The sequence below is a fragment of the Microcystis sp. LE19-8.1F genome, assembly GCF_027531715.1.
Classification (GTDB): Bacteria; Cyanobacteriota; Cyanobacteriia; order Cyanobacteriales; family Microcystaceae; genus Microcystis; species Microcystis wesenbergii_A.
On sequence record NZ_JAPZSO010000080.1, the window covers coordinates 1 to 20,933 of the forward strand.

A 20,933-nucleotide genomic window follows, 5' to 3' on the forward strand; every position below is an offset into this window, starting at 1 on the left:
CTCTAGCTTGGCTGAAGTTATTGATCGTATCCTTGACAAAGGTATCGTTATTGATGCCTGGGCTCGCGTCTCTCTGGTGGGCATCGAATTATTAGCGATTGAAGCTCGTGTAGTCATCGCTTCGGTTGAAACCTACCTCAAATATGCTGAAGCTGTTGGTCTGACCCAATCAGCGGCGGTTCCTGCTTAAGAATCTATCACAGATTCTACCATCGGCTGAGTTAAAACCCGACTGGGTTTTCCAGATTCTCGGCTTTTCTTTAAATCCCTATTGAGTTTAGTTACCCCTCTCTTGGGGCGCAATAGTCTATAATTGATCAGGTTGGCACGGCAAAGGATAGCGAAAACAAAGCTAGACCCATACAAATTATTTTTGTAACCGTGATTTCGACCTTTGTAGCTAGGTTTACCGCCCATCACCAGAGTGTAAGGCTCACTATTTTTCTGAATAGAAAGCAATTCTTTGGGTAGGAAGTTGCGCCCCTTAGTCTGGGGTAGTCCCCTACCTCAACTTTGGGATAATTAAGAAAAGTCGAAATATACTGTCTCTCCCCCCAGTCCCCGTGAAGGTTTTTTTAACGGGTGATTGGGTCTAATCCATTCCATAGTATTTAGTAATTGAGGACAACCCCATGCCTGCTCTCATGGAAAAGTTCCGCCAGGAGCGTTTATCGATTGCTGAAGAAGTAGCTGAACTCTCGCGAGAAGTCCAAGCTTTTCTGTCGGATGTCAAAACGAAAAGACAAGACCAAGCGCAGGAACAGGCAACTGCTTTGCGCCAATCTTTCCAAAAAGTTCAACAAGAAAGCCTCGCATTTTTAACAGCTACCCAAAAACAGCGTTTAGCTCAGGCGGAAAAGCAAAAAGAGGATTTGCGTCAATTTCAAGAACAACGTTTAGCTGAAGCGAAACGGCTAGACAACGACTTACGTCAACAGCGTCTAGATCGAGCCAAGCAGCTAAAGGACGATTTAAGTCAATTCCAAGAACAACGTTTAGCGGCAGCGAAACAGCTGGAGAACGACTTACGTCAACAGCATCTAGATCGAGCTAAACAACTGAAAGAGGATTTAAGTCAATTTCAAGAACAGCGTTTAGCGGCAGCGAAACAGCTAGAGGACGACTTACGTCAACTTCATCTGGATCGAGCTAAACAGGTGAAGGATGATTTAAGTCAATTTCAAGAACGACGTTTAGCGGAAGCGAAACAGCTAAAAGACGAATTGCGTCAGTTTCGTCAAGATTTGTCTATCTACGTTTTTGGCAAATAAATCTCTAGGTTAATTCCAACCCACTTAAGCCTAGGGCTAGAGTAAAAACCCTCTAGTCCATTTTTCTGAATAAACTAGAGGACTGTCTGAAAATACAACAATAAGCCTTTGGTTTTAAACCTACCATGCTGGTTCTGCTTTTTTAAGTTTCTAGACTCGACTTAGGAGTGGTGGGTTACTGCTTGGGCTGCTCTAGGAATCTGGTAAATTAAAAAGTATTACCGAAAATTTGGGTTGAAAACCCCTCCCCTTCTAGGGATGCTTTGTGTTAGAATTTTAGTGGTCTAAAAAAACCACCCTATCATAGATATTCCTCCAATAAACATACTAGGTTGAAATTCCAGCAACGGGTTGACCCTTGTGCTTCCCTCAGGCTTCGGCCGTGATCTCAGCGTCGAAGCCTCACCGTCCGCTCGACTGATATCGCCGAACGTCCGAAGTCTCACCGTCGAAGCCCCATTCGGCGACCATCCTAAAAAGGTGGCGTGGTGAGTAACCACCGTCCGTTTACGGCGGTGAGGATGTCAAAAAACTTCACTTAGTTTATGGTTAATGTTGTCATTATTAGTCTTTTATTGACAAAGGAGGTAAGTCAAAAGGACTGCATCTGGGATTGTCATTGTTCAAGTCTGGAAAAGTAATCTAGACAAGGGTTTTAGAACCTTAGCCCCTTGACTAATGAATATCCTGAAATACCTTCAGAATCAAAGTTCTAGATCTAATTGATGACAGTTCCTAATTTTTTGTGATATTATTATGAGGTAAGCCTTAAAAGCCAAAGACGATTAAACTTGCCGTAAAATTCGGGTAACACAAGCCTACTTGCCTACTCGGTTATTAAGGGGAAACCTGAACCAGCAGTTGTTAGATCGAGAATACCCGTGGGCTTAAGGCGGGGATTATCGAAAATTTGGGTTGAAAACCCCGTCGTTTTAGGACGGCTTTGTGTTAAAATCTGAGTGGTCTAAAAAACCCGCCCTATCATAGATACGACCGAATAAATATACTAGGTTGAAATTCCTGCAACGGGTTGACCCTTCGGCTTCGCTCAGGGTCAACGATGAGTGAGGGGAAGCTGACGGACGATGGGAACTCCATGCTAGAGGCAAAACGTACCGCAGGTCGGTATGTATAAACCAAAATTAAATCAGTCGCCGTCGGGCATTCGGAGACTTTAAATGGACGTGGAGAAAGTGTCAGACTTAAGCAATTAAGCATTTTTTGGTGAAGCGTCAACCCCATTCAGCGACCATCCTAAAAAGGTGGCGTGGTGAGGAATCACCGTCCGTTTACGGCGGTGAGGATGTCAACAATGGTATTTACTAGATTTCAACTATGACATTTACTGAAACTCAAACAAGAAGATCCGTCCTCTGCCTTCGCCCTGGTCAGTTTGTTGTTACGCCTTCGATTGATCAAGTTGCCACTCGCGCCTTACGTTATCTAAACGCTGGTTTTTCCATCCATCTATGTGGTCCAGCAGGAACGGGAAAAACAACCTTGGCAATGCACCTGGCCAATTGTTTAGCCAGACCCGTGATGCTGATCTTTGGCGATGATGACTTTACCAGTTCCGATTTAATTGGTAGCCAGTCTGGTTATACCCACAAAAAACTGATGGATAACTATATCCACAGCGTTCTCAAAGTTGAAGACGAGCTAAAACACAATTGGGTGGATTCTCGGTTAACAATGGCCTGTCGAGAGGGGTTTACCCTAGTTTATGATGAGTTCAATCGTTCTCGACCTGAGGTCAACAACGTTTTACTCTCTGCCTTGGAAGAAAAAATTCTCACCCTGCCGCCCACTAGCCATCAACCCGATTACCTACAAGTCAATTCTCAATTTCGGGCAATTTTCACCTCCAACCCAGAAGAATATTGTGGGGTTCATGCTACCCAAGATGCTTTAATGGATCGGTTGGTAACCATTAATATGCCTGAACCAGATCAACTGACTCAGACTGAAATTCTTGCCCAAAAAACGGGGATTGGTCGAGAAGATGCTTTATTTATTGTCAACCTCGTCAAAACCTTTCGCTTGAAAACTGCGACTGAAAAAACGTCGGGTTTGCGCTCTTGTTTAATGATTGCTAAAGTCTGCGCCTCTCACGATATTGTGGCTAACTCCGCTGATGCCGACTTCCGTGATATCTGTGCGGATGTTCTCTTGTCCCGCACAAGCTTACCTATTGATAGCTCAAGAGCTATTTTATGGGAAATCCTCGACAACAATCTGGTAGAATCCTTATCCGTTGTAGAGGAAGAGGAGCCTTCCGATGACCAAGCGTCAACTTCTGAGCCTTTGACAGGAAATCAATCGTTAAAAGCCATTCAATCTTTACTACGAACGAACTTGCTGAAGCAAAAAGACTAATTTTATATTCTTAATTGGGTGAAACCAACCGTGACTTCTTCCACTTTTGCTGGCTCGCTCAAAACCCAATCAAACAAATCCCTGAAAACAGCAACTCAAGGTTCGAGTTTGGCGGATATCCTTGAACGAGTTTTAGATAAAGGAATTGTGATTGCTGGCGATATTTCCGTTTCGATCGCCTCCACTGAACTTCTAAATATCCGCATTCGTTTGTTAATTGCCTCTGTTGATAAAGCAAGGGAAATGGGAATCAACTGGTGGGAAGGGGATCCCTACCTCCATAGCCAATCCCAAGCTTTACTAGCAGAAAATCGGGAACTTTCACTCCGACTCCAAACCCTGGAGACTGAGCTTGAAACCTTAAAATCCTTAAGCCAATTGAGTGCAATGGAGAGCCATGATACCAGTCCGAACGATGAAGCACATTCCTCAGATGCGTGAAATTCCTCACTTGAATCCTCAAAGGTTAGGGAATTTACACGAGACGATTGCCCCCCTTGATAAAGCAAGGGAAACGGCGATTAACGGCTTGCAAGGTTATCCCTACCTCCCTAGCCAATGCCAAGCTTTATTCGCAGAAAACCTGGAACTTTCACGGCGACTTCAAGCCTTAAAATCCTTAGCCAAATTAAGTGCAATAGAGAGCCGTGATATCAGTCAGAACGATCAGTCACATTCTTTATATACATTGAAATTCCTCAATTGAATCTTCAAACGGTAAAGAAGTTTACACCAGTTAACGATTGCCTCTGTTGATAGAGCAAGGGAGATGGAAATTAATGGGTGGGAAGGCGACTCCTACCTCCCTAGCCAATCCCAAGCTTTATTAGCAGAAAACCTGGAAATTTCACGCCGACTTCAAACCCTAGAAGCTGAACTTCAAGCCTTAAAATACCCCAATTAGGGGCGATGGAGAGCCATGATACCAGTCCAAATGAGCAAGCACATTCCTCCTGTCGGAGAAGTTCCTCACTTGAATCTTCACAAGGCAGCGGAAAATTGACATTGTTTAATTACATCATTTCTTCCCTCAGATAAAATTTCTTGGCCAAGCTCCCCACTAGACACTCACCGTCAAAAACTGCTCATTTACCAATTCCAACCATGACACTTGCTTGCACACCTTACGATTCTGATAATCAAGCCTTGCTGACCCGTCCAGAAAGTAATAGCCAAGCTGGTTTAGCCCCTTTACTGTTAACTGTCGTGGAACTGGTACGCCAATTGCTCGAAGCCCAAATCATTCGCCGGATGGAAAAAGGGGTTCTCAGTGAGTCTGATTTAGATAGAGCTGCAGAAAGTATCCAAAAATTGCAAGAACAAATTCTCTATTTGTGTGAAATTTTTGAGGTTGAGCCAGAAGAGTTAAATGTCCACCTAGGAGAGTTTGGAACTCTTTTACCTGAAGCAGGGAGTTATTACCCAGGAGAGGAGGGGATTAAGCCTTCTGTGTTGGAATTAGTGGATAGACTCCTCAATACAGGAGTTGTTGTGGAAGGAAATGTTGATCTGGGTTTAGCTCAACTAGATCTAATTCACCTCAAGCTTCGTTTGGTTTTAACTTCTCAGCCGCTTTAATTTGGGAGAATACTGATGACAGTGGGTCTTTATTTGTATGGAATATTTCCCGAAGCAGTTCCTGACGGACTGGTTTTGCAAGGGATTGATAATGAGCCAGTTCACAGTGAGATGATTGATGGTTTTAGTTTTCTCTACTCCGCTGCTCATAAAGAGAAGTATTTGGCATCCCGTCGCTATTTAATTTGCCATGAAAAAGTATTAGAAACTGTCATGGAAGCAGGGTTTACAACGTTGTTGCCCCTGCGGTTTGGCTTAGTTATCAAAACCTGGGAATCCGTCACCGAACAATTAATTGCTCCCTATAAAACCCAACTGAAAGAATTATTTGCTAAACTGTCAGGCCAGCGAGAAGTTAGCATTAAGATTTTTTGGGATAATCAGTGGGAATTACAAGCGGCTTTGGAGTCTAATCCTAAGTTAAAGCAAGAACGGGATGCGATGATGGGTAAAAACTTAAATATGGAAGAAATTATCCATATAGGTCAACTCATTGAAGCCACTGTATTGCAACGGAAACAAGACATTATTCAAGTCTTTAGAGAGCAATTAAATCATTGCGCCCAAGAGGTGATTGAAAGCGATCCGATGACGGATGACATGATTTACAATGCAGCTTATTTAATTCCCTGGGACGAAGAGCCGGAATTTAGCCAAAAGGTGGAAGCGATCGATCAGCAGTTTGGTGATCGCCTAAAAATTCGCTATAACAATTTAACCGCACCCTATACCTTTGCCCAACTTGTCTAAGGAGAGTATTAGTTATGTTTCTCGATCTTTTATTTCTTCCTGTTACCGGTCCTATTGGGGGTCTGATCTGGATTGGGGAGAAAATTCAAGAGCGTGCAGATATAGAATATGATGAGGCGGAAAATTTGCACAAATTGTTATTATCCTTACAACTATCTTACGATATGGGCAACATTTCTGAGGAGGAGTTTGAAATTCAGGAAGAAGAACTTTTATTAAAAATTCAAGCCTTAGAAGAAGAAGAAGAGGCAGAAAACGAATCTGAATCTTCTCTCTAAACTTGCAATCTTTCCCACCACATAGATCATGAACAAAATCACAAATTGTAAGCTTAGTAAGGGCGGATTTGACAAGCTCAAGAACTCGTTGAAGCTTGGTCAGAACTAGCCCTTGGTTAAGCCTTAATATTCTAGGTAAAAAGTTTGGAAATTACTGGAATTATTAGAGGAGTGAGCAACAGTTTTGGGGGAATCAGGCTTTTTAGCTACACTAGGAGGATTGACTGTACGCAAATTTTGAATGCTTTGTTCTGTAGTCTCAATTTGATCTGTCACAGACGTGAGACGACTTTTTAACTGCTCAATCTGCCGCTCCATCATTTCTAATTTTTCTTGGATACGTTGTTTTTCAGTAATTAACTTGTAAAGCTCAAGTTGGTGATCTGCTTCAGATTGTTTCCGAGGCATGGTGCTAATTTTAGATCTAATTGGTCTGGGTGGACGAGTGGTTGTCATAACAATCCCTGAATAACTTAGAATATTCTAGCATATCAACGCCCCAATATAAAAATTTGTAAAAAATCGTCAATTTTCTTTCGGTCAACCCTATGAAATTGTACAATCTATATACTTACGCTTTTTTGAAAACCCCCATAGAAAGCCTAAAATTACCCGTTGGAATGGCGAACCCATTGTTACTGATAACTGTTGGCTCTCTCTCGGCCGTAGTCGAACCCGAAGTTTGTTTAGACACTTTACAAAATGATGATGAACGCTTGATTCAATCGGTTTTATGTCATGATCGAGTCATCTGTGAATTATTTCGACAAACCACTATTTTACCCTTACGTTTTGGCACATCTTTTTTAGAGGCAGAAAATTTACTGACTCATCTTTGTTCTCATGCCCAAGAATATCAAGAAAAAATTGAAGAACTTGAGGGAAAAGGAGAATATCTTTTAAAATGTATTCCCCGTAAGCTAGAGGAGCCTGTACTCTCTTCTGAAAGCAGAGGCAGACAATATTTTTTAGCCAAAAAACAGCTTTATGAAGCCCAACAAGATTTTTATACTTTGCAAGGTTCAGAATGGCAAAATCTCGTGGATTTAGTCAACCAAAGCTATTCATCAACGAGGATTATTACTGCTCCAGGGACAGAATCACGAATTTATCTTTTAGTTGATTTTCAAGAAGAACCTTTACTAATCGAGCAAGTCTTGCATTGGCAGAAAGCCTGCCCCCGTTGGGAATTACAATTAGGACAAGTTTCTCCCCCCTATCACTTTACTTAACTTGATTTCTCTATGACTAACTTTAACTTGGTAAATAACTCTCTAAGTCCTTATGACACTCGACATTTAGTTATGTTTAGTGGCAAAGGAGGAGTAGGAAAAACTACCCTTTCCTGTGGATTTGCTCGCCGTTGGGCTAAATTATTTCCCGAGCAACAAATCCTGTTAATCTCAACCGATCCTGCTCATTCTTTAGGGGATGTATTGCAAACAGAAGTTAGCGATGAAGCATCACCTGTAAAAGACTTACCCAACTTAAAAGTTAGGGCATTAGATGCGGAAAAATTGCTCTTAGAATTTAAAGAAAAATACGGAAAATTTTTAGAACTTTTAGTAGAACGGGGCAGTTTTGTTGAAGGAGAAGATTTAACTCCTGTTTGGGATTTAGACTGGCCAGGTTTAGATGAAATCATGGGTCTATTAGAAATTCAACGATTACTAATAGAGAATGTTGTAGATCGAATTGTTGTTGATATGGCCCCCTCTGGTCATACCTTAAATTTATTGGAAATTAAAGACTTTTTAGAGATTATTCTCAATTCTTTAGAGTTGTTTCAAGAAAAACATCGTGTTATTTCGCAAACCTTTTCAAAAACCTACAATGCCGATGAGGTGGATGACTTTTTGGTCAAAACACAATCAGAATTAACCGAAGGCAAGCAACTCCTACAAAATCAGGATTTTACCCTTTGTTTAATTGTGGCAATTGCTGAACCGATGAGTTTATTAGAAACCGAACGATTACTCAATAGTTTGCATCACTTAAATATTCCCTGCGGCAGCTTATTTATTAATCGAATTCTAACGGATCCTAATCAAAATTTAGATCGCTACAGTGAGCAACAGCAACTCCTCGATAAATTCCTAAAAATTCCAGGTCAAGAGACAATTTTTACCCTGCCCCAACAAGTAAAAGAACCCCTAGGAGGTGAAGCATTAGATCAGATCATGAGTCAAATTAAAATCCTCGAAAAAGTAGAATTTATTGCGCCGCCTCCTATTCAATGGCCGCAAAAAATTCTGCCGAGTTTTAGTGATTTTATTGACGACAAACGCCAACTCATTATCATTGGTGGCAAGGGGGGGGTGGGAAAAACCACCGTTGCTGCGGCCATTGGTTGGGCGTTAGCTAATCGTCATCCCGATCAAAAAATTAGAATTATTTCTATCGATCCGGCTCATTCTTTGGGAGATGCCTTTGGGACAAAGTTAGGACATCAATCCACACAATTAACTGCTAATTTAAGTGGTCAAGAAGTTGATGCTAATATCATTTTAGAAAAATTTCGGGATGATTATTTATGGGAACTGGCAGAAATGATTAGTGGTGAAGGTAAGGAAGAAGGAAACATCAAACTAGCTTATACTCCGGAAGCTTGGCGACAAATTGTAGCCCAATCTCTGCCAGGAATTGATGAAATGTTGTCCCTAGTAAAAGTAATGGAGTTATTAGACCAGAAACAACAAGATTTGATTATTTTAGATACGGCTCCTACCGGTCATCTCCTGCGATTTTTGGAAATGCCAACGGCTTTAGGAGATTGGTTAAGTTGGATTTTTAAGCTTTGGATGAAGTATCAAAATGTCTTAGGGCGTGTAGATTTAATGGGACGATTGCGAACCTTAAGACAACAAGTGATGTATGCCCAGAAAAAACTAAAAGACCCCCAACATACAGAATTTATTGGAGTTTTGCAAGCCCAAGATGCCATCGTTGCCGAACAACTGCGATTGACAGCATCTTTGAAAAAAATGGGAGTCTATCAACGTTATGTCGTGCAGAATCGTTATCACGCTAATGAGGAAATTGATCGGGATTTATTCCCAGATCAAACTTTGATCCGCTTACCCAGTTTACCCCGGTCAGTAGAACCTCTAGCCCGGGTAAAAGGCGCAGCAGATCTGTTATTTTAAAGGTAATTAGTCTGATCAAGTCGGACTTCTTAACCCCATCTATCACCCAGTACCCATCCTTCACTTGACTCAGGAGAAATTTTATGGCAGAATTATTCAAAGGCTTTGAGCAATTAGTCGAACTGGCGAAAATCTTAGAAGAGAAACTGGAGAAAGGGGAAATTAAAACCGAAATGCAATTTAATTCCCGTCCCTTGAGTAATATTCCCCGTGCTGGCGGTATTCCCCGTCCAGGGGGAGTTTATCGCCCGAACAATGCTGGTGGGGATGATTTTGAGGTCAATCGCTATCGCTCATCCTCCACTGATTCAGGGATTGAAGACACTATGACACCGCCCGAAGGATCCACAACTGCTTCCCTTAAAGATGTTGGTGGCTTGACGGAAGTGATTAAAGAACTCAAAGAACTAATTGCCATTCCTCTGAAACGCCCTGACTTGTTGGCCAAATTAGGACTTGAACCTACTCGCGGCGTTCTCTTAGTCGGACCACCCGGAACCGGTAAAACCCTGACTGCCCGTGCTTTGGCCGAAGAACTCGGTGTTAACTATATTGCCTTAGTCGGACCAGAGGTGATCAGCAAATATTATGGGGAAGCCGAGCAAAAACTGCGGGGAATTTTTGAGAAAGCCAGTAAGAATGCGCCTTGTATCGTTTTTATTGACGAAATTGATAGCATGGCACCCGATCGCAGTAAAGTTGAAGGGGAAGTAGAAAAAAGACTGGTGGCCCAATTGCTGGGTTTAATGGATGGCTTTGCCCAAAGCCAAGGGGTGATTGTTCTAGCGGCGACAAACCGTCCCGACCATCTTGACCCTGCCCTCCGTCGTCCTGGACGGTTTGACCGAGAAGTCCTCTTTCGGGTGCCTGACCGTAAAGGCCGTTTAGAAATCCTCCATATTCTCACCCGTTCCATGCCCCTAGATGAATCAGTTTCCTTAGCTCTGATTGCCGATAATGCGGTGGGATTTGTCGGGTCAGATTTAAAAGCCGTTTGCCAGAAAGCGGCCTATAGTGCTTTGCGACGCCAGGTTCCTACGATTGACTCGCAAATTCCAGAAACAATGACGGTGGTCCAAGCCGACTTTTTGCAAGCCCTAAAAGAAGTTAAACCGGCGGTATTGCGGTCTGTGGAAGTGGAATCTCCCCATGTGGACTGGGACAATATTGGCGGACTTGAACAGATTAAACAAACCCTACAGGAGTCCGTGGAAGGGGCATTACTCCATCCGCAATTATATACGCAAACCAAAGCCCAAGCTCCCAAAGGTATTTTACTTTGGGGTCCACCTGGAACGGGAAAAACCTTATTGGCCAAAGCGGTTGCATCTCAGGCGCGAGCTAATTTTATTAGTATTAATGGACCTGAGCTTTTGAGTAAATGGGTGGGTGCGAGTGAACAAGCGGTGCGTGAGTTGTTTGCCAAAGCTCGTCAGGCAGCCCCTTGTGTGGTTTTTATTGATGAAATTGATACTTTAGCGCCAGCAAGAGGTCGTTATAGTGGGGATTCAGGAGTGAGTGACCGGGTTGTGGGACAAATCCTCACGGAGTTAGATGGGTTGCAAACGGGGGCAACGATTTTAGTGATTGGAGCCACTAATCGCCCAGATGCCTTAGATCCGGCCTTATTGCGAGCGGGACGGTTGGATTTACAGTTAAAAGTTGATTTACCGAATGCCTCTAGTCGTTTAGCAATTCTGGGGGTCCATAATGAGGAACGTCCTTTAGAGGATGTGGATTTAGGCTATTGGGCCGAGGCAACCGAAGGCTGGAATGGCGCAGATTTAGCGTTATTATGTAACCAAGCGGCACTGATGGCAATTCGTCGTTATCGCCATCAGGGAATGACTGACCCGGCTGATATTCGCATTACAACGGCTGATTTTAATCATGCTTACCAACTGTTGGTTGAACAGCGTGCCAATTGATTTTTTTTTCCCCCTTTACTTAAAGTAAGGGGGGATAATCTCAACTCAGGAAAACCATCCTAAAAAGAAAAATTTGCCAAAATGTCTGCAATAACGGGTCTAATTAACTGACGGTTCGCTCCTTTTCTACTGACAGTTTTTTTAGATAAAATGATTCACCACCCATATTGGTATAAGTTTAGTTTATGACAAGTGGGAGGGAAAAACCAAGAACGATGACTTGAGAGAAATGGTCAAGGAGGTGATGGAATGGGGGTAGTCCCCTCATACATAAGTTGGGACAGATGTATCTATGGTATTATTGGGGTGATCGGATAGTTGAGGTTCCTATCTCTTGAGATTTAAGCAATATTTCTGATGCCAAAATTGCCGCCGAAGTTGCCAAGAAATTTATCATGAATCAACCACCATAAAATATAGTTTATGTCTCTTTAATTTTCGACAATGAATAAATTAAATAACTTGTAATTATAGTCATATTTATGAACAATATTAATTATATTCAGCTAGTTAATCCGATTAATTTTCCTCAATTAGGAGAGGGAAAATCTCGCAGATAGACAGTCAATCATCCTTGGGTGCGATTGTCTGGTTTTAAATAATTGCGGTAAAATTAACCTAAATTCTCTATCGGCAAATTCGATGACTGCCTTCACTACTTCCCTGACTCTTTTAAGTCAATTTAAATTGGGAGATTTAAACTTAGAAAATCGTCTTGTGCTTGCTCCCATGACGCGAGCGCGAGCCGGAGAAAAACGTCTGGCCAATGAGATAATGGCCGAGTATTACCGGCAAAGGGCCAGTGCGGGATTAATGATTACAGAAGCGACGGTAATTTCTCCCCAAGCTAACGGTTGGCAAAATACCCCCGGTATCTACACCGATGAACAAGTGCAAGCATGGCAAATGGTGACAAAAATCGCCCAAAGAAAAGGAACACCAATTTTCTGTCAATTGTGGCACTGTGGTCGCGCTTCTCATCCTAGTTTTCAGGAAAATGGGGCTTTACCGGTTGCCCCTTCCGCAATTAGGATTAAGGGGGAGTTGCATACACCCATAGGTAAACAGCCCTACGAGACCCCTAGAGCCTTAGAAACCGAGGAAATCCCCGCAATTGTCGCCGATTACCGTCAAGCCGCTCAGAGGGCAAAATTAGCGGGGTTTGATGGCATAGAAATTCACGGGGCTAATGGTTATTTAATCGATACTTTTCTACAATCGGCCACTAATCAGCGTCAGGATAAGTACGGAGGCAGTTTGGCAAATCGTTATCGTTTTTTGCAGGAAGTAGTCGAGGCAATTTTAACTGTTTTTCCCAGTCATCGAGTGGGGGTGCGTCTGTCTCCCAATGGAGTTTATAATGACATGGGTTCCGAGGATTTTCGAGAAACTTTTCTCTATATTGCCCAAAGATTAAATGAGTACAATTTAGCTTATTTGCATCTGCTAGATGGCTTGGCTTTTGGTTTTCACGAAAAGGGTCAACCGATGCTTTTATCCGAGTTTCGGGCTGTTTTTAATAGTGCTTTAATCGGCAATTGTGGTTATACAAAAGAAACTGCTGAAGCCGCTATTCAGTTAGGAGATGCGGATTTAATTGCTTTCGGTCGCCCCTATATCAGTAATCCCGATTTGGTGGAAAGATTCGCCAATAATTGGCCCCTTAATCCCGATGCTGAGATGAAAGATTGGTATTCTTTTGACAAGGAAGGTTATATCGATTTTCCCAGTTATAAACCCTAGATTTTCTCGTAAAACCGGGGTTGGGACGAGGATAAAGTTAACCCCTCACCCAACCTTACTTACCAACGATTTAAGAAACCGCCACCATTACCCCAGCGCGGTCGGGAATTAAAGAAACCACCACCGTCAGACCAACCATTGCGCCAAGGGCGGGAATTAACGAAACTACCACCGCGACCATCTGCCCAACCACCGACACGACTATTCCCCCAACCGCGATTGCCACCATCTCCCCAGCCTAAAGCTTGTAAACTAGGATCGGCAGTACCTTCCGGCAGTTGGTTAACTCGTTCGCGTACAGCGCTAGATAGACGACTTAAACGCGCCTCAATGGGGTTAGCCTCGTCCGAGGCGGCCTGGGCAGTGCTAGTCAGACCGAAAGCAGATAAAGCGAGAAGAAAGCCGACTAAACCAGTTTTATTGCTGATATTCACCTGAATTTATGCTCCTATTTGGCTTCTTGGGGATTAATTTGGGCGTGTTCGATAACTTTGAAGGCAAAAAACCCCTTTAATAATTCTGGGGGGATAGGAACCATGCCTTGACTACCGAACCAGCGATCGATTTGACTAACGGTGGCCGTATCATTGGTGATGTAATCCTGCATCATTTTAACAATGGCATAGTTGACATCATCCAAAAAAGTAGAGTTATTTTCGGGAACCATGCAAGCAATGCCAAAATTAGCTAGAGCTTCTTCGGGGACGATTTCGTAGATTTTAGGGTTATCTCTGAGGATTGTTCCCGCTAAAGAAATGCTATCCCCCGCTATTGCGTCGATTTTACCGGTTTTTAAAGCTTCGATCGCTTCTTCTATGGTGCTGTAGGTAGTAACAATTGTCGCTTGCGGTTGTACTAATTTAATCACATCGACGGCCGCAGAAGTGGGAACCAAGGCGATGCGTTTACCGATTAGGGATTGAGGAGTGGAGAGATTGCTACCTTTTTTAGCTAAAATCCTAATCCCAGAAATGCTGTAACTGATGGAAAAATCGACAACTTTCGCCCTTTCCCAAGTAAAAGCCGTACTACAAGCGATATCGATTTCCCCGCTACGAATGAGATTAATTTTCTCTCCGGGTTGGTTAGCTTCAATCATTTGCAGGGTGACGGGACGACCGAGACGAGTTTCCAATCGTTTTCTAATTCGTTCCAACACATCCATAGAATAGCCGACTAATTCCCCCTTATCATTGATGTAGGAGTAGGGAATCGCATCAAAACGGGTTCCTACGGTCAAAAATCCCGTGCGAGCCACTTTTTCCACCACTGTTTCCGCTAAACTTGCACTGGCGAGGAACATAGGTAATAGGCAACCTAGTCCCACTAACTGTAAAATTTTCTTCATAAATCGAGTGCTTGCTCCCGTACAAACATAACTATACTAGAAGTCGCTAAAAAATCTTCAGGGTTTCCATAATAATTTCTGTGAACTTTGACAAATTATAGCAACTCTCCCAAATCTGACTACAAAAGTTTGCTATCCCTAAATCCCCCTTAAAAAGGAGACTTAAATTCGATAATTCGATCGGTAATTTTGGTAATAATTTGATAGTAGAAGTGGGTAAAAAATCAGTCTTTAAACCTTTAGCTTGATGATGACTTGGCTCTTCTGGTTTCTGTGTGAAAACGAGGTCTATACTGATAGTTTTTTCGGCGAAATAGTCCTAAAAGTTTTGCCCAATAAGCACTTCACGATTCCATCAGCAAAAATTATCACACAAAGTCGAGAAGAGCCAAATGGAGAATCACGTTGGGGCTGTTTGGTATTTTATTCATGACTACAATGCCCAATTAGCAAAGGTTTGAGCTATCACCACTACAATAAAATCACTATCGATAGAGTAACCGCCGTCAACACACCTAGAGGTTCAGGTTTGTCTTGTCAGCTAAAAGCTGATGTGCAATACTTGAGGCAGTGCGGTCTTGGGGTCTCCCCCAGTAGAGCAACAATTAGTCAAAGCCATAGCAGATATCGGGTTTTATGAGTTTCGGCGACAGATGGAATACAAGAGTCAATGATAACTGATAACTGATAATGTTGGTTCCCCTTACCCGTCAATCGATCGAGCAAATTGTCCCGATTATCGCCACTGGACCCCAGTACGCTCACTATTGGGGTAAATGGTCTGATTTTCTGCGCCGTTTATTCATTTCTGTCATCGCTCTCACCGCAGCTTGGTTAATCGGTAATTTATTCGGCCCTGGTGGTTTAACGATTAAACTGATTTTCGACATTATCGCCGGTTTATATTGGCTCTGGGGTCCAGTTTATTGGGCCAGTGTTCGCAATAACACCTATCGTCGTCTTCCCTACGGGGGGTTTTGGCGCGGTCGCGTTTTCGATGCTTTTGTGACCGAGGAATTAATCGGGGAAGAAGAAAGGGTCAATAAACGCGGGGAATTAGAGATTATCGAAAATCGCCAACGCTGTATTAATCTGGAAATCGGTGATCAAACTGGGTTTTCGGCGATCGTTCGCGCTCCCCTCAAACGCATTCATAAATCGATCCGTCCCGGGATGGTAGCCGAAGCTTTGTTAATGTCTCGAGATCCCGATTTAGGCGATATCAATCAGCTTTCTGATGTTCATCTTCCCCAACTCGACCAGTGGATAGGGGAATATCCTGTCCTGCGACGGGATATTTTCCAGCAAGTTAGCCGAGAATTAGGAGGGGGAAAAGAACCCCGGCCAAAACCTTCTCGTTATTCTAATAATGTCATCCGAAGACGCAAAACCCGTTAATTGTTCGGCGATCGCTAAAAAGACAGCGGTTTCTGGGCCATCTATATAGGGTTTGCGGCAAAAAGTTTGCTTCTTTCTTGTTCCTTCTCCCCACTCCGGCGCTCCCTGCTCCTCTATACCCTTTAAACAGGATTTAGTAAGTACCTAAGCAAAATTAATTACACATCCACTAACCCTCTGGCACTATTGCAACAGTGCCTATCTCAAAAATGGAAATTAATTTGGCACGACTACTTATCTCCCGTCTCCCGTCTCCTGTCTCCTGTCTCGACGCTCTTATTCTTTGTGTGATCAGTTTAACTTATATAGGAGCGATCAATCTTTGTGTCCTTTGTGTCTTTGTGGTTCTTTCCACTCGCTCGCTAGTAGGACTGTATCTTAGAATACATTTTACCCAGCAAACCTAAGAGAGCCCTGTCTCGACTAAGAAATTAATTTGGCACGACTACTTATTAGTCTCCATTAACATTTCTGAGCCTATTGTTAAGTTTGGCTAATAACAGCTTATTTTTAGTTCTTTGTCAAGCCACTATTACAATTTTTAATCTTTGACCTTTAGCCCGATTTAACATTGATCTTAAAAATCTGGTTTTTTGTAGCGAAGAAAACAGTTTTATTAACCATTATCTGCAGCTATAGAGGGAAATCGGGGAGGGCTGATAATCCTTGAAAGCCTTGTCAATACTAGCATTATTACCTCTCGAAATTTCACTAATTCCCTTAGTTTTCCTAACCTTGATCCCCTCTAGGACACAAAAAATTAAAAACCCTTTATCTTAACTTGGTTTTTAGCGCAAGTCAACCCTTTATTTAAATTTTTGATTCTCTTGCCCGATAACGATATAAATTCTCGTAATGACCAACCGATTTTCCGTGATACGGTTGAACAGAACGCAACCAAGTTAGCTCTGCAAACAAAAAGGAATGTTAGCAAATTCCTTCAGCTTTGCATTGGGAACTTGCTAACGCACAATTAAGAAAGTCTATGAATAAACAACTGATCAACAAACTACAAGCTGTAACCGCTCTCACGGTATTGGGGACTACAGCCTCGATAATTTGTTCCCAGACAGCAGGACACAGCAACAGCCTGACGGATATTAGCGTAGACCGTCAAACTGTTATCGAGTCAACTACTCAAACCGTTCTGTCCGCTTTTTCTAATAGTCGAACAACTGATTCAGATATTAAAGTATCACGTTCTGTTCAAGATAATGCTAACGAAATTCTGAAAACTTTGGAGTCCCTAGTGGACAAAGAAAATACCGTCCCTGCAAGCGTTACACCCCGGCCCCAAGAGGCCATTCCTTCGACGGTACAACCCCAATCACAACCCAATCAAGTCAAGCCGGCCCCGGCCAGCAATCCTGCCTCAGTCACACCGCCAGAGAAGCCAAAAACAAGTCCAGAGGTAAAAACCAGCAGTCGCCCCCGTAAAAAGGGAATGGCCTCCTGGTATGGTCGCGGTTTCCATGGTCGTCGCACCGCTAGTGGTGAGACTTTTAACTCTAGTGGTTTAACCGCCGCTCATCGCTATCTACCTTTCGGCACCAAGGTTAGGGTAACTAATCTGCGTAATGGGCGCTCGGTGGTGGTGCGAATTAACGATCGCGGTCCGTTTAGCGGTGGTCGCGTCATCGACCTTTCCAGAGGTGCGGCAGCGATTATCGGTGTCTTCCAATCGGGAGTTGCCCCAGTTGTCTTGGAAGTTTTAGGCAGATAATCAGTTATCAGTTATCAGTAAACAGTTATCAGTAAACAGTAAGCAGTGAAAAGACAGCACTGTTAATGCTACTCAATACCCCTCACTCAATAATGCGTCTTGGAAAATTCAGTACAAATGATCGGGATTCCTCCTTATCCCTGACTTGAAAGAGGGTGTAGGGTGTGGGGTGTGGGGTGTAGGGAAGGAAACCTCTTTCATCTGTGGGGGTGAAAATTTTTTCATCGGGACTGACTAAAAACTCACATCTGATCAGTGATAACTGATAACTGGTAACTGGTAACTGGTAACTGGTAACTGATCACTGATAACTGATCACTGCTATAGTGATCCTATTGAGATTTGACTGGGTTTATGTTAGAAATTAGCGATTTATCGGTTAATTATGGCGGAATCAAGGCATTACAGCAGGTTAGCTTAAGGGTAGAAAAGGGGGAAATTGTCACCCTCATTGGAGCGAACGGAGCAGGAAAAACGACGACTCTAAAGACGATATCTCGGATTTTAACGGCAAAGACGGGGCGAATAATTTATCAGGGTCAAGATATTACCCATTTACCACCCCATGAAATCGTTAAACGGGGAATTGCCCATAGTCCGGAAGGGAGAAGAATCTTAGCGCGTCAAACAGTCTTGACAAATTTGCAGTTAGGGGCCTATACGAGAAGCGATCGCCTAGGAGTAAAAAGCGATATCGAAGAGCAGTGGCGACTGTTTCCCCGACTATCGGAGCGCCGAGAGCAGTTAGCGGGAACCCTAAGCGGTGGGGAACAGCAGATGCTTGCGATCGCAAGAGCTTTAATGAGTCGTCCCAAGTTATTGTTACTAGACGAACCCAGTTTAGGACTAGCACCGCAGATAGTGCGAGAAATCTTCAGTATTATCCGTCAATTAAACAAATCGGGAGTAACTATCCTGTTAGTGGAACAAAACGCCAATTTAGCCCTAGAAACTGCCAATCGCGGCTATGTTTTGGCAGCGGGACGCTTGACTATCGCAGGAGAAGCCGGGGATTTACTCAGGGATGAGCGGGTCAAACAAGCTTATTTGGGTTAATCGATGATGATGCGCCAATTATAGATAAAAGCCTATGGTAAAGGTAGGACAAAAAATATTCACAAAATTTTACAAAGTCGCATAAAATGAACACATAACGAAATAGGTATTTTTTCTTACTGCCATGCTAACGGCTAACTTCCCCTGGCTCACTGCCATCATTTTGCTCCCCTTGCTTTCCTCCTTCCTAATCCCTGTAATCCCCGACAAGGAAGGAAAAACCGTTCGTTGGTTTGCTCTTGGAGTCGGACTAGCAGACTTTGTTTTAATGTGCTACGTCTTTTTACAAAAATATGATTTAAGCAACCCCAACCTACAATTAGTGGAAAAAATCGATTGGGTTCCCCAAATAGGTTTAAGTTGGGCGGTGTCGGTAGATGGTATCTCGGCACCGTTAGTTTTATTAGCAGGATTGGTGACAACCCTTTCTATCTTGGCCGCGTGGCAAGTGGACCGCAAACCCCGTTTATTCTACTTCCTGATGCTGTTGCTCTACGCCGCTCAGATTGGTGTTTTCGTCGCCCAAGACTTATTATTATTCTTTTTAATGTGGGAAATCGAGTTAATTCCCGTTTATCTACTCGTTTCCATCTGGGGTGGTCAAAAACGTCGTTATGCCGCCACTAAATTCTTACTCTACACCGCCGCCGCTTCTATCTTCATCCTCGTTGCCGGTCTAGCCATGGCCCTTTACGGTGGTGGTGCGATGACCTTTGATATGGCGGAATTAGGATTTAAAGATTATCCCCTCGCTTTAGAATTAGTCCTTTACGCTGGTTTATTAATCGCTTTCGGAGTCAAACTCGCCATCTTCCCCCTCCATACTTGGCTCCCCGATGCTCACGGTGAAGCTTCTGCACCTGTATCGATGATTCTCGCTGGTGTTCTCCTCAAAATGGGTGGTTATGGTTTAATCCGTCTTAATATGGGGCTTCTACCCGATGCACACATTTATTTTGCCCCGATTCTAGCGATTCTCGGTGTCGTTAATATTATCTACGGTGCTTTCGCTTCCTTCGGTCAACAAAACATGAAACGCCGTCTCGCTTATTCCTCGGTTTCACACATGGGATTTGTCCTTTTAGGGATTGCTTCCTTTACCGATGTGGGTATTAGCGGCGCTATGTTACAAATGCTCTCCCATGGTTTAATTGCCGCCGTCTTATTCTTCCTTGCTGGTGTCACCTACGACCGCACCCATACCTTAGCTTTAAACGAGATGGGTGGGATTGCTCAAGCGATGCCGAAAGTCTTCGCTCTCTTTACTGCCGGCGCCATGGCTTCCCTAGCGCTACCCGGAATGAGCGGTTTTGCCAGTGAAATTACTGTATTCATCGGTGTCACTAGCAGTGACGTTTATAGCCAAACCTTCCGGGTTGTGACTGTCTTCCTCGCTTCCGTTGGTTTAATCCTCACCCCCATTTATCTACTCTCCATGCTTCGTCAAGTTTTCTACGGAGATGGTTCTTCCTGCGATATTACTAACATTCTCCCCAACAAAAGTAACGAACAAGCAGTTTGTTTCGGTACTAGCTGTGTCCTTCCTGACGAATCAGAATATATTGACGCTAAACCCAGAGAAATCTTTATCGCTGTCTCTTTCCTCGCTTTGATTGTCGCTATCGGTTTTTATCCCCAACTAGCTACCCGTATCTACGATGTCAAAACGGTGGCAGTTAACTCGGAAGTGCGTCAAGCTTACACAGAAATCGCCGCTACTCGTCAAAATATCTACGCTGAAACTCAAGCGGATGTAAGCGCCAAGGTTGCCAGCATCTTCCAATAAATTGGCAAGTCTAAGGTTAATAGGTTATCAGGAGTAGAAATTCTGCTCCTGATTTTTTTGGCGAGGAAAAAGATGCGAGCATTTATACTAAAATCTAAGATAGCTGGTTTAATACGCACAGAAAACGGGTTTCTCCGAGAAACCCGTTTTCTACTCATGCACTCATGCAAAAAGGGGAATAAATAATCAGTCTTTAATAACCAGATTTAGTATAATATCGTCTCTGGGATCAAAACAAAAGCTTAGAATAGAGAAAATATGTGGACTTTTATTGATTTATTTGCCGGTATAGGAGGATTTAGAATCGCCCTAGAGAATCTCGGTTGTCAATGCGTTTTTTCTTCGGAAATCGATCCTCACTCCCAAAAGGTTTACTTGGCTAACTATGGTCATTTACCCGATAATCAAGACATCAGAAAATTAGAGGTAAAAACTGTCCCCGATCATGATATACTATGCGGCGGGTTTCCCTGTCAAGCCTTTAGTATCGCCGGCAGAAAACACGGTTTTGAAGATGCACGCGGAACCTTATTTTTTGAAGTTGCCCGGATC

General features: G+C 43.1%; 21 protein-coding genes. 18 read left to right on the forward strand and 3 right to left on the reverse strand.

Annotation, left to right across the window (positions count from 1 at the left end; genetic code table 11):
• The 9 genes from gvpA to O9334_RS08350 all read left to right on the forward strand — a co-directional run.
• Positions 1-190, forward strand: a 190-nt coding sequence (gene gvpA, locus O9334_RS08310) for a gas vesicle structural protein GvpA (RefSeq protein ID WP_287999814.1), incomplete at its 5' end; no start/stop codon positions are given.
• A gap of 442 nt (positions 191-632) precedes the next feature.
• Positions 633-1,271: a gas vesicle protein GvpC gene (gene gvpC / locus O9334_RS08315; RefSeq protein WP_045360983.1), complete on the forward strand. Its 639-nt coding sequence runs from the start codon at positions 633-635 to the stop codon at positions 1,269-1,271.
• 1,335 nt (positions 1,272-2,606) lie between these two features.
• Positions 2,607-3,647 carry a gas vesicle protein GvpN gene (gene gvpN / locus O9334_RS08320; protein ID WP_045360986.1) on the forward strand — a complete coding sequence of 347 codons (1,041 nt, stop codon included), beginning with the start codon at positions 2,607-2,609 and terminating at the stop codon, positions 3,645-3,647.
• 30 nt (positions 3,648-3,677) lie between these two features.
• Positions 3,678-4,088 (forward strand): gas vesicle protein, encoded by a 411-nt coding sequence (locus O9334_RS08325; protein ID WP_287999815.1) that lies wholly within the window; start codon positions 3,678-3,680, stop codon positions 4,086-4,088.
• Complete coding sequence (locus tag O9334_RS08330) at positions 4,045-4,353, forward strand: hypothetical protein (protein ID WP_045360987.1); 309 nt, start codon at positions 4,045-4,047, stop codon at positions 4,351-4,353. The genes O9334_RS08325 and O9334_RS08330 overlap by 44 nt, the downstream gene beginning before the upstream one ends.
• 63 nt (positions 4,354-4,416) lie before the next feature.
• Entirely contained in the window at positions 4,417-4,551 is a 135-nt protein-coding gene (locus tag O9334_RS08335; protein ID WP_274518358.1) for a hypothetical protein, read from the forward strand.
• 200 nt (positions 4,552-4,751) lie between these two features.
• Entirely contained in the window at positions 4,752-5,225 is a 474-nt protein-coding gene (locus tag O9334_RS08340; RefSeq protein WP_045360988.1) for a gas vesicle protein K, read from the forward strand.
• A gap of 15 nt (positions 5,226-5,240) precedes the next feature.
• The gene (gvpF, locus tag O9334_RS08345) at positions 5,241-5,975 is read left to right on the forward strand and encodes a gas vesicle protein GvpF (RefSeq protein ID WP_045360990.1); all 735 of its coding nucleotides are present in this window, start codon (positions 5,241-5,243) and stop codon (positions 5,973-5,975) included.
• Between the two features lie 14 nt (positions 5,976-5,989).
• Complete coding sequence (locus O9334_RS08350) at positions 5,990-6,253, forward strand: gas vesicle protein GvpG (protein ID WP_002796986.1); 264 nt, start codon at positions 5,990-5,992, stop codon at positions 6,251-6,253.
• A gap of 123 nt (positions 6,254-6,376) precedes the next feature.
• On the opposite strand, the gene O9334_RS08355 is transcribed toward O9334_RS08350, so the two are convergent.
• On the reverse strand, positions 6,377-6,709 hold the full coding sequence (locus O9334_RS08355; protein ID WP_045360991.1) for a gas vesicle protein: 333 nt from the start codon (positions 6,707-6,709) through the stop codon (positions 6,377-6,379).
• A 92-nt stretch (positions 6,710-6,801) separates the two neighbouring features.
• On the opposite strand from O9334_RS08355, the gene O9334_RS08360 reads away from it, so the two are divergent.
• The 4 genes from O9334_RS08360 (at position 6,802) to O9334_RS08375 (ending at position 13,070) form a co-directional block, all read left to right on the forward strand.
• The gene (locus O9334_RS08360) at positions 6,802-7,485 is read left to right on the forward strand and encodes a GvpL/GvpF family gas vesicle protein (protein ID WP_190380341.1); all 684 of its coding nucleotides are present in this window, start codon (positions 6,802-6,804) and stop codon (positions 7,483-7,485) included.
• A 12-nt stretch (positions 7,486-7,497) separates the two neighbouring features.
• Entirely contained in the window at positions 7,498-9,399 is a 1,902-nt protein-coding gene (locus tag O9334_RS08365; protein ID WP_287999816.1) for an ArsA family ATPase, read from the forward strand.
• A gap of 83 nt (positions 9,400-9,482) precedes the next feature.
• A complete protein-coding gene (locus O9334_RS08370; protein WP_287999817.1) occupies positions 9,483-11,327 on the forward strand; it encodes an AAA family ATPase in 1,845 nt (614 codons plus the stop codon).
• 642 nt (positions 11,328-11,969) lie between these two features.
• The gene (locus tag O9334_RS08375; RefSeq protein ID WP_045360995.1) at positions 11,970-13,070 is read left to right on the forward strand and encodes an alkene reductase; all 1,101 of its coding nucleotides are present in this window, start codon (positions 11,970-11,972) and stop codon (positions 13,068-13,070) included.
• Positions 13,071-13,129: 59 nt separating this feature from the next.
• On the opposite strand, the gene grrA is transcribed toward O9334_RS08375, so the two are convergent.
• Together grrA and grrP are read right to left on the reverse strand one after the other, a co-directional pair.
• Positions 13,130-13,504, reverse strand: coding sequence for a GrrA/OscA1 family cyclophane-containing rSAM-modified RiPP (grrA, locus tag O9334_RS08380; protein WP_045360996.1), 375 nt, complete (start codon positions 13,502-13,504; stop codon positions 13,130-13,132).
• Positions 13,505-13,518: 14 nt separating this feature from the next.
• Entirely contained in the window at positions 13,519-14,418 is a 900-nt protein-coding gene (gene grrP / locus O9334_RS08385) for an extracellular substrate binding-like orphan protein GrrP (protein ID WP_045360997.1), read from the reverse strand.
• A gap of 690 nt (positions 14,419-15,108) precedes the next feature.
• Between grrP and O9334_RS08390 the strand changes: the two genes are divergently transcribed.
• From O9334_RS08390 to dcm, 5 genes are all read left to right on the forward strand, one after another.
• Positions 15,109-15,816 (forward strand): DUF8619 family protein, encoded by a 708-nt coding sequence (locus tag O9334_RS08390; RefSeq protein ID WP_045360998.1) that lies wholly within the window; start codon positions 15,109-15,111, stop codon positions 15,814-15,816.
• A gap of 985 nt (positions 15,817-16,801) precedes the next feature.
• Positions 16,802-17,539: a septal ring lytic transglycosylase RlpA family protein gene (locus O9334_RS08395; protein WP_045360999.1), complete on the forward strand. Its 738-nt coding sequence runs from the start codon at positions 16,802-16,804 to the stop codon at positions 17,537-17,539.
• A 354-nt stretch (positions 17,540-17,893) separates the two neighbouring features.
• Positions 17,894-18,595: an ABC transporter ATP-binding protein gene (locus tag O9334_RS08400; protein ID WP_045361000.1), complete on the forward strand. Its 702-nt coding sequence runs from the start codon at positions 17,894-17,896 to the stop codon at positions 18,593-18,595.
• A 124-nt stretch (positions 18,596-18,719) separates the two neighbouring features.
• Entirely contained in the window at positions 18,720-20,381 is a 1,662-nt protein-coding gene (locus tag O9334_RS08405; protein WP_045361001.1) for an NAD(P)H-quinone oxidoreductase subunit 4, read from the forward strand.
• 258 nt (positions 20,382-20,639) lie between these two features.
• The coding region (gene dcm, locus O9334_RS08410) for a DNA (cytosine-5-)-methyltransferase (RefSeq protein WP_287999818.1) at positions 20,640-20,933 on the forward strand (294 nt) is incomplete at its 3' end.

Bases quoted from the DNA above. Each gene is read 5' to 3' on its own strand.
- O9334_RS08355 (WP_045360991.1), bottom strand. From the start codon at position 6,709: ATGACAACCACTCGTCCACCCAGACCAATTAGATCTAAAATTAGCACC.
- O9334_RS08335 (WP_274518358.1), top strand. From the start codon at position 4,417: ATGGAAATTAATGGGTGGGAAGGCGACTCCTACCTCCCTAGCCAATCC.
- O9334_RS08405 (WP_045361001.1), top strand. From the start codon at position 18,720: ATGCTAACGGCTAACTTCCCCTGGCTCACTGCCATCATTTTGCTCCCC.
- gvpF (WP_045360990.1), top strand. From the start codon at position 5,241: ATGACAGTGGGTCTTTATTTGTATGGAATATTTCCCGAAGCAGTTCCT.
- O9334_RS08365 (WP_287999816.1), top strand. From the start codon at position 7,498: ATGACTAACTTTAACTTGGTAAATAACTCTCTAAGTCCTTATGACACT.
- gvpN (WP_045360986.1), top strand. From the start codon at position 2,607: ATGACATTTACTGAAACTCAAACAAGAAGATCCGTCCTCTGCCTTCGC.
- grrP (WP_045360997.1), bottom strand. From the start codon at position 14,418: ATGAAGAAAATTTTACAGTTAGTGGGACTAGGTTGCCTATTACCTATG.
- O9334_RS08350 (WP_002796986.1), top strand. From the start codon at position 5,990: ATGTTTCTCGATCTTTTATTTCTTCCTGTTACCGGTCCTATTGGGGGT.
- O9334_RS08360 (WP_190380341.1), top strand. From the start codon at position 6,802: ATGAAATTGTACAATCTATATACTTACGCTTTTTTGAAAACCCCCATA.
- O9334_RS08375 (WP_045360995.1), top strand. From the start codon at position 11,970: ATGACTGCCTTCACTACTTCCCTGACTCTTTTAAGTCAATTTAAATTG.
- O9334_RS08400 (WP_045361000.1), top strand. From the start codon at position 17,894: ATGTTAGAAATTAGCGATTTATCGGTTAATTATGGCGGAATCAAGGCA.
- O9334_RS08390 (WP_045360998.1), top strand. From the start codon at position 15,109: ATGTTGGTTCCCCTTACCCGTCAATCGATCGAGCAAATTGTCCCGATT.
- O9334_RS08340 (WP_045360988.1), top strand. From the start codon at position 4,752: ATGACACTTGCTTGCACACCTTACGATTCTGATAATCAAGCCTTGCTG.
- O9334_RS08370 (WP_287999817.1), top strand. From the start codon at position 9,483: ATGGCAGAATTATTCAAAGGCTTTGAGCAATTAGTCGAACTGGCGAAA.
- gvpC (WP_045360983.1), top strand. From the start codon at position 633: ATGCCTGCTCTCATGGAAAAGTTCCGCCAGGAGCGTTTATCGATTGCT.
- O9334_RS08395 (WP_045360999.1), top strand. From the start codon at position 16,802: ATGAATAAACAACTGATCAACAAACTACAAGCTGTAACCGCTCTCACG.
- O9334_RS08330 (WP_045360987.1), top strand. From the start codon at position 4,045: ATGATACCAGTCCGAACGATGAAGCACATTCCTCAGATGCGTGAAATT.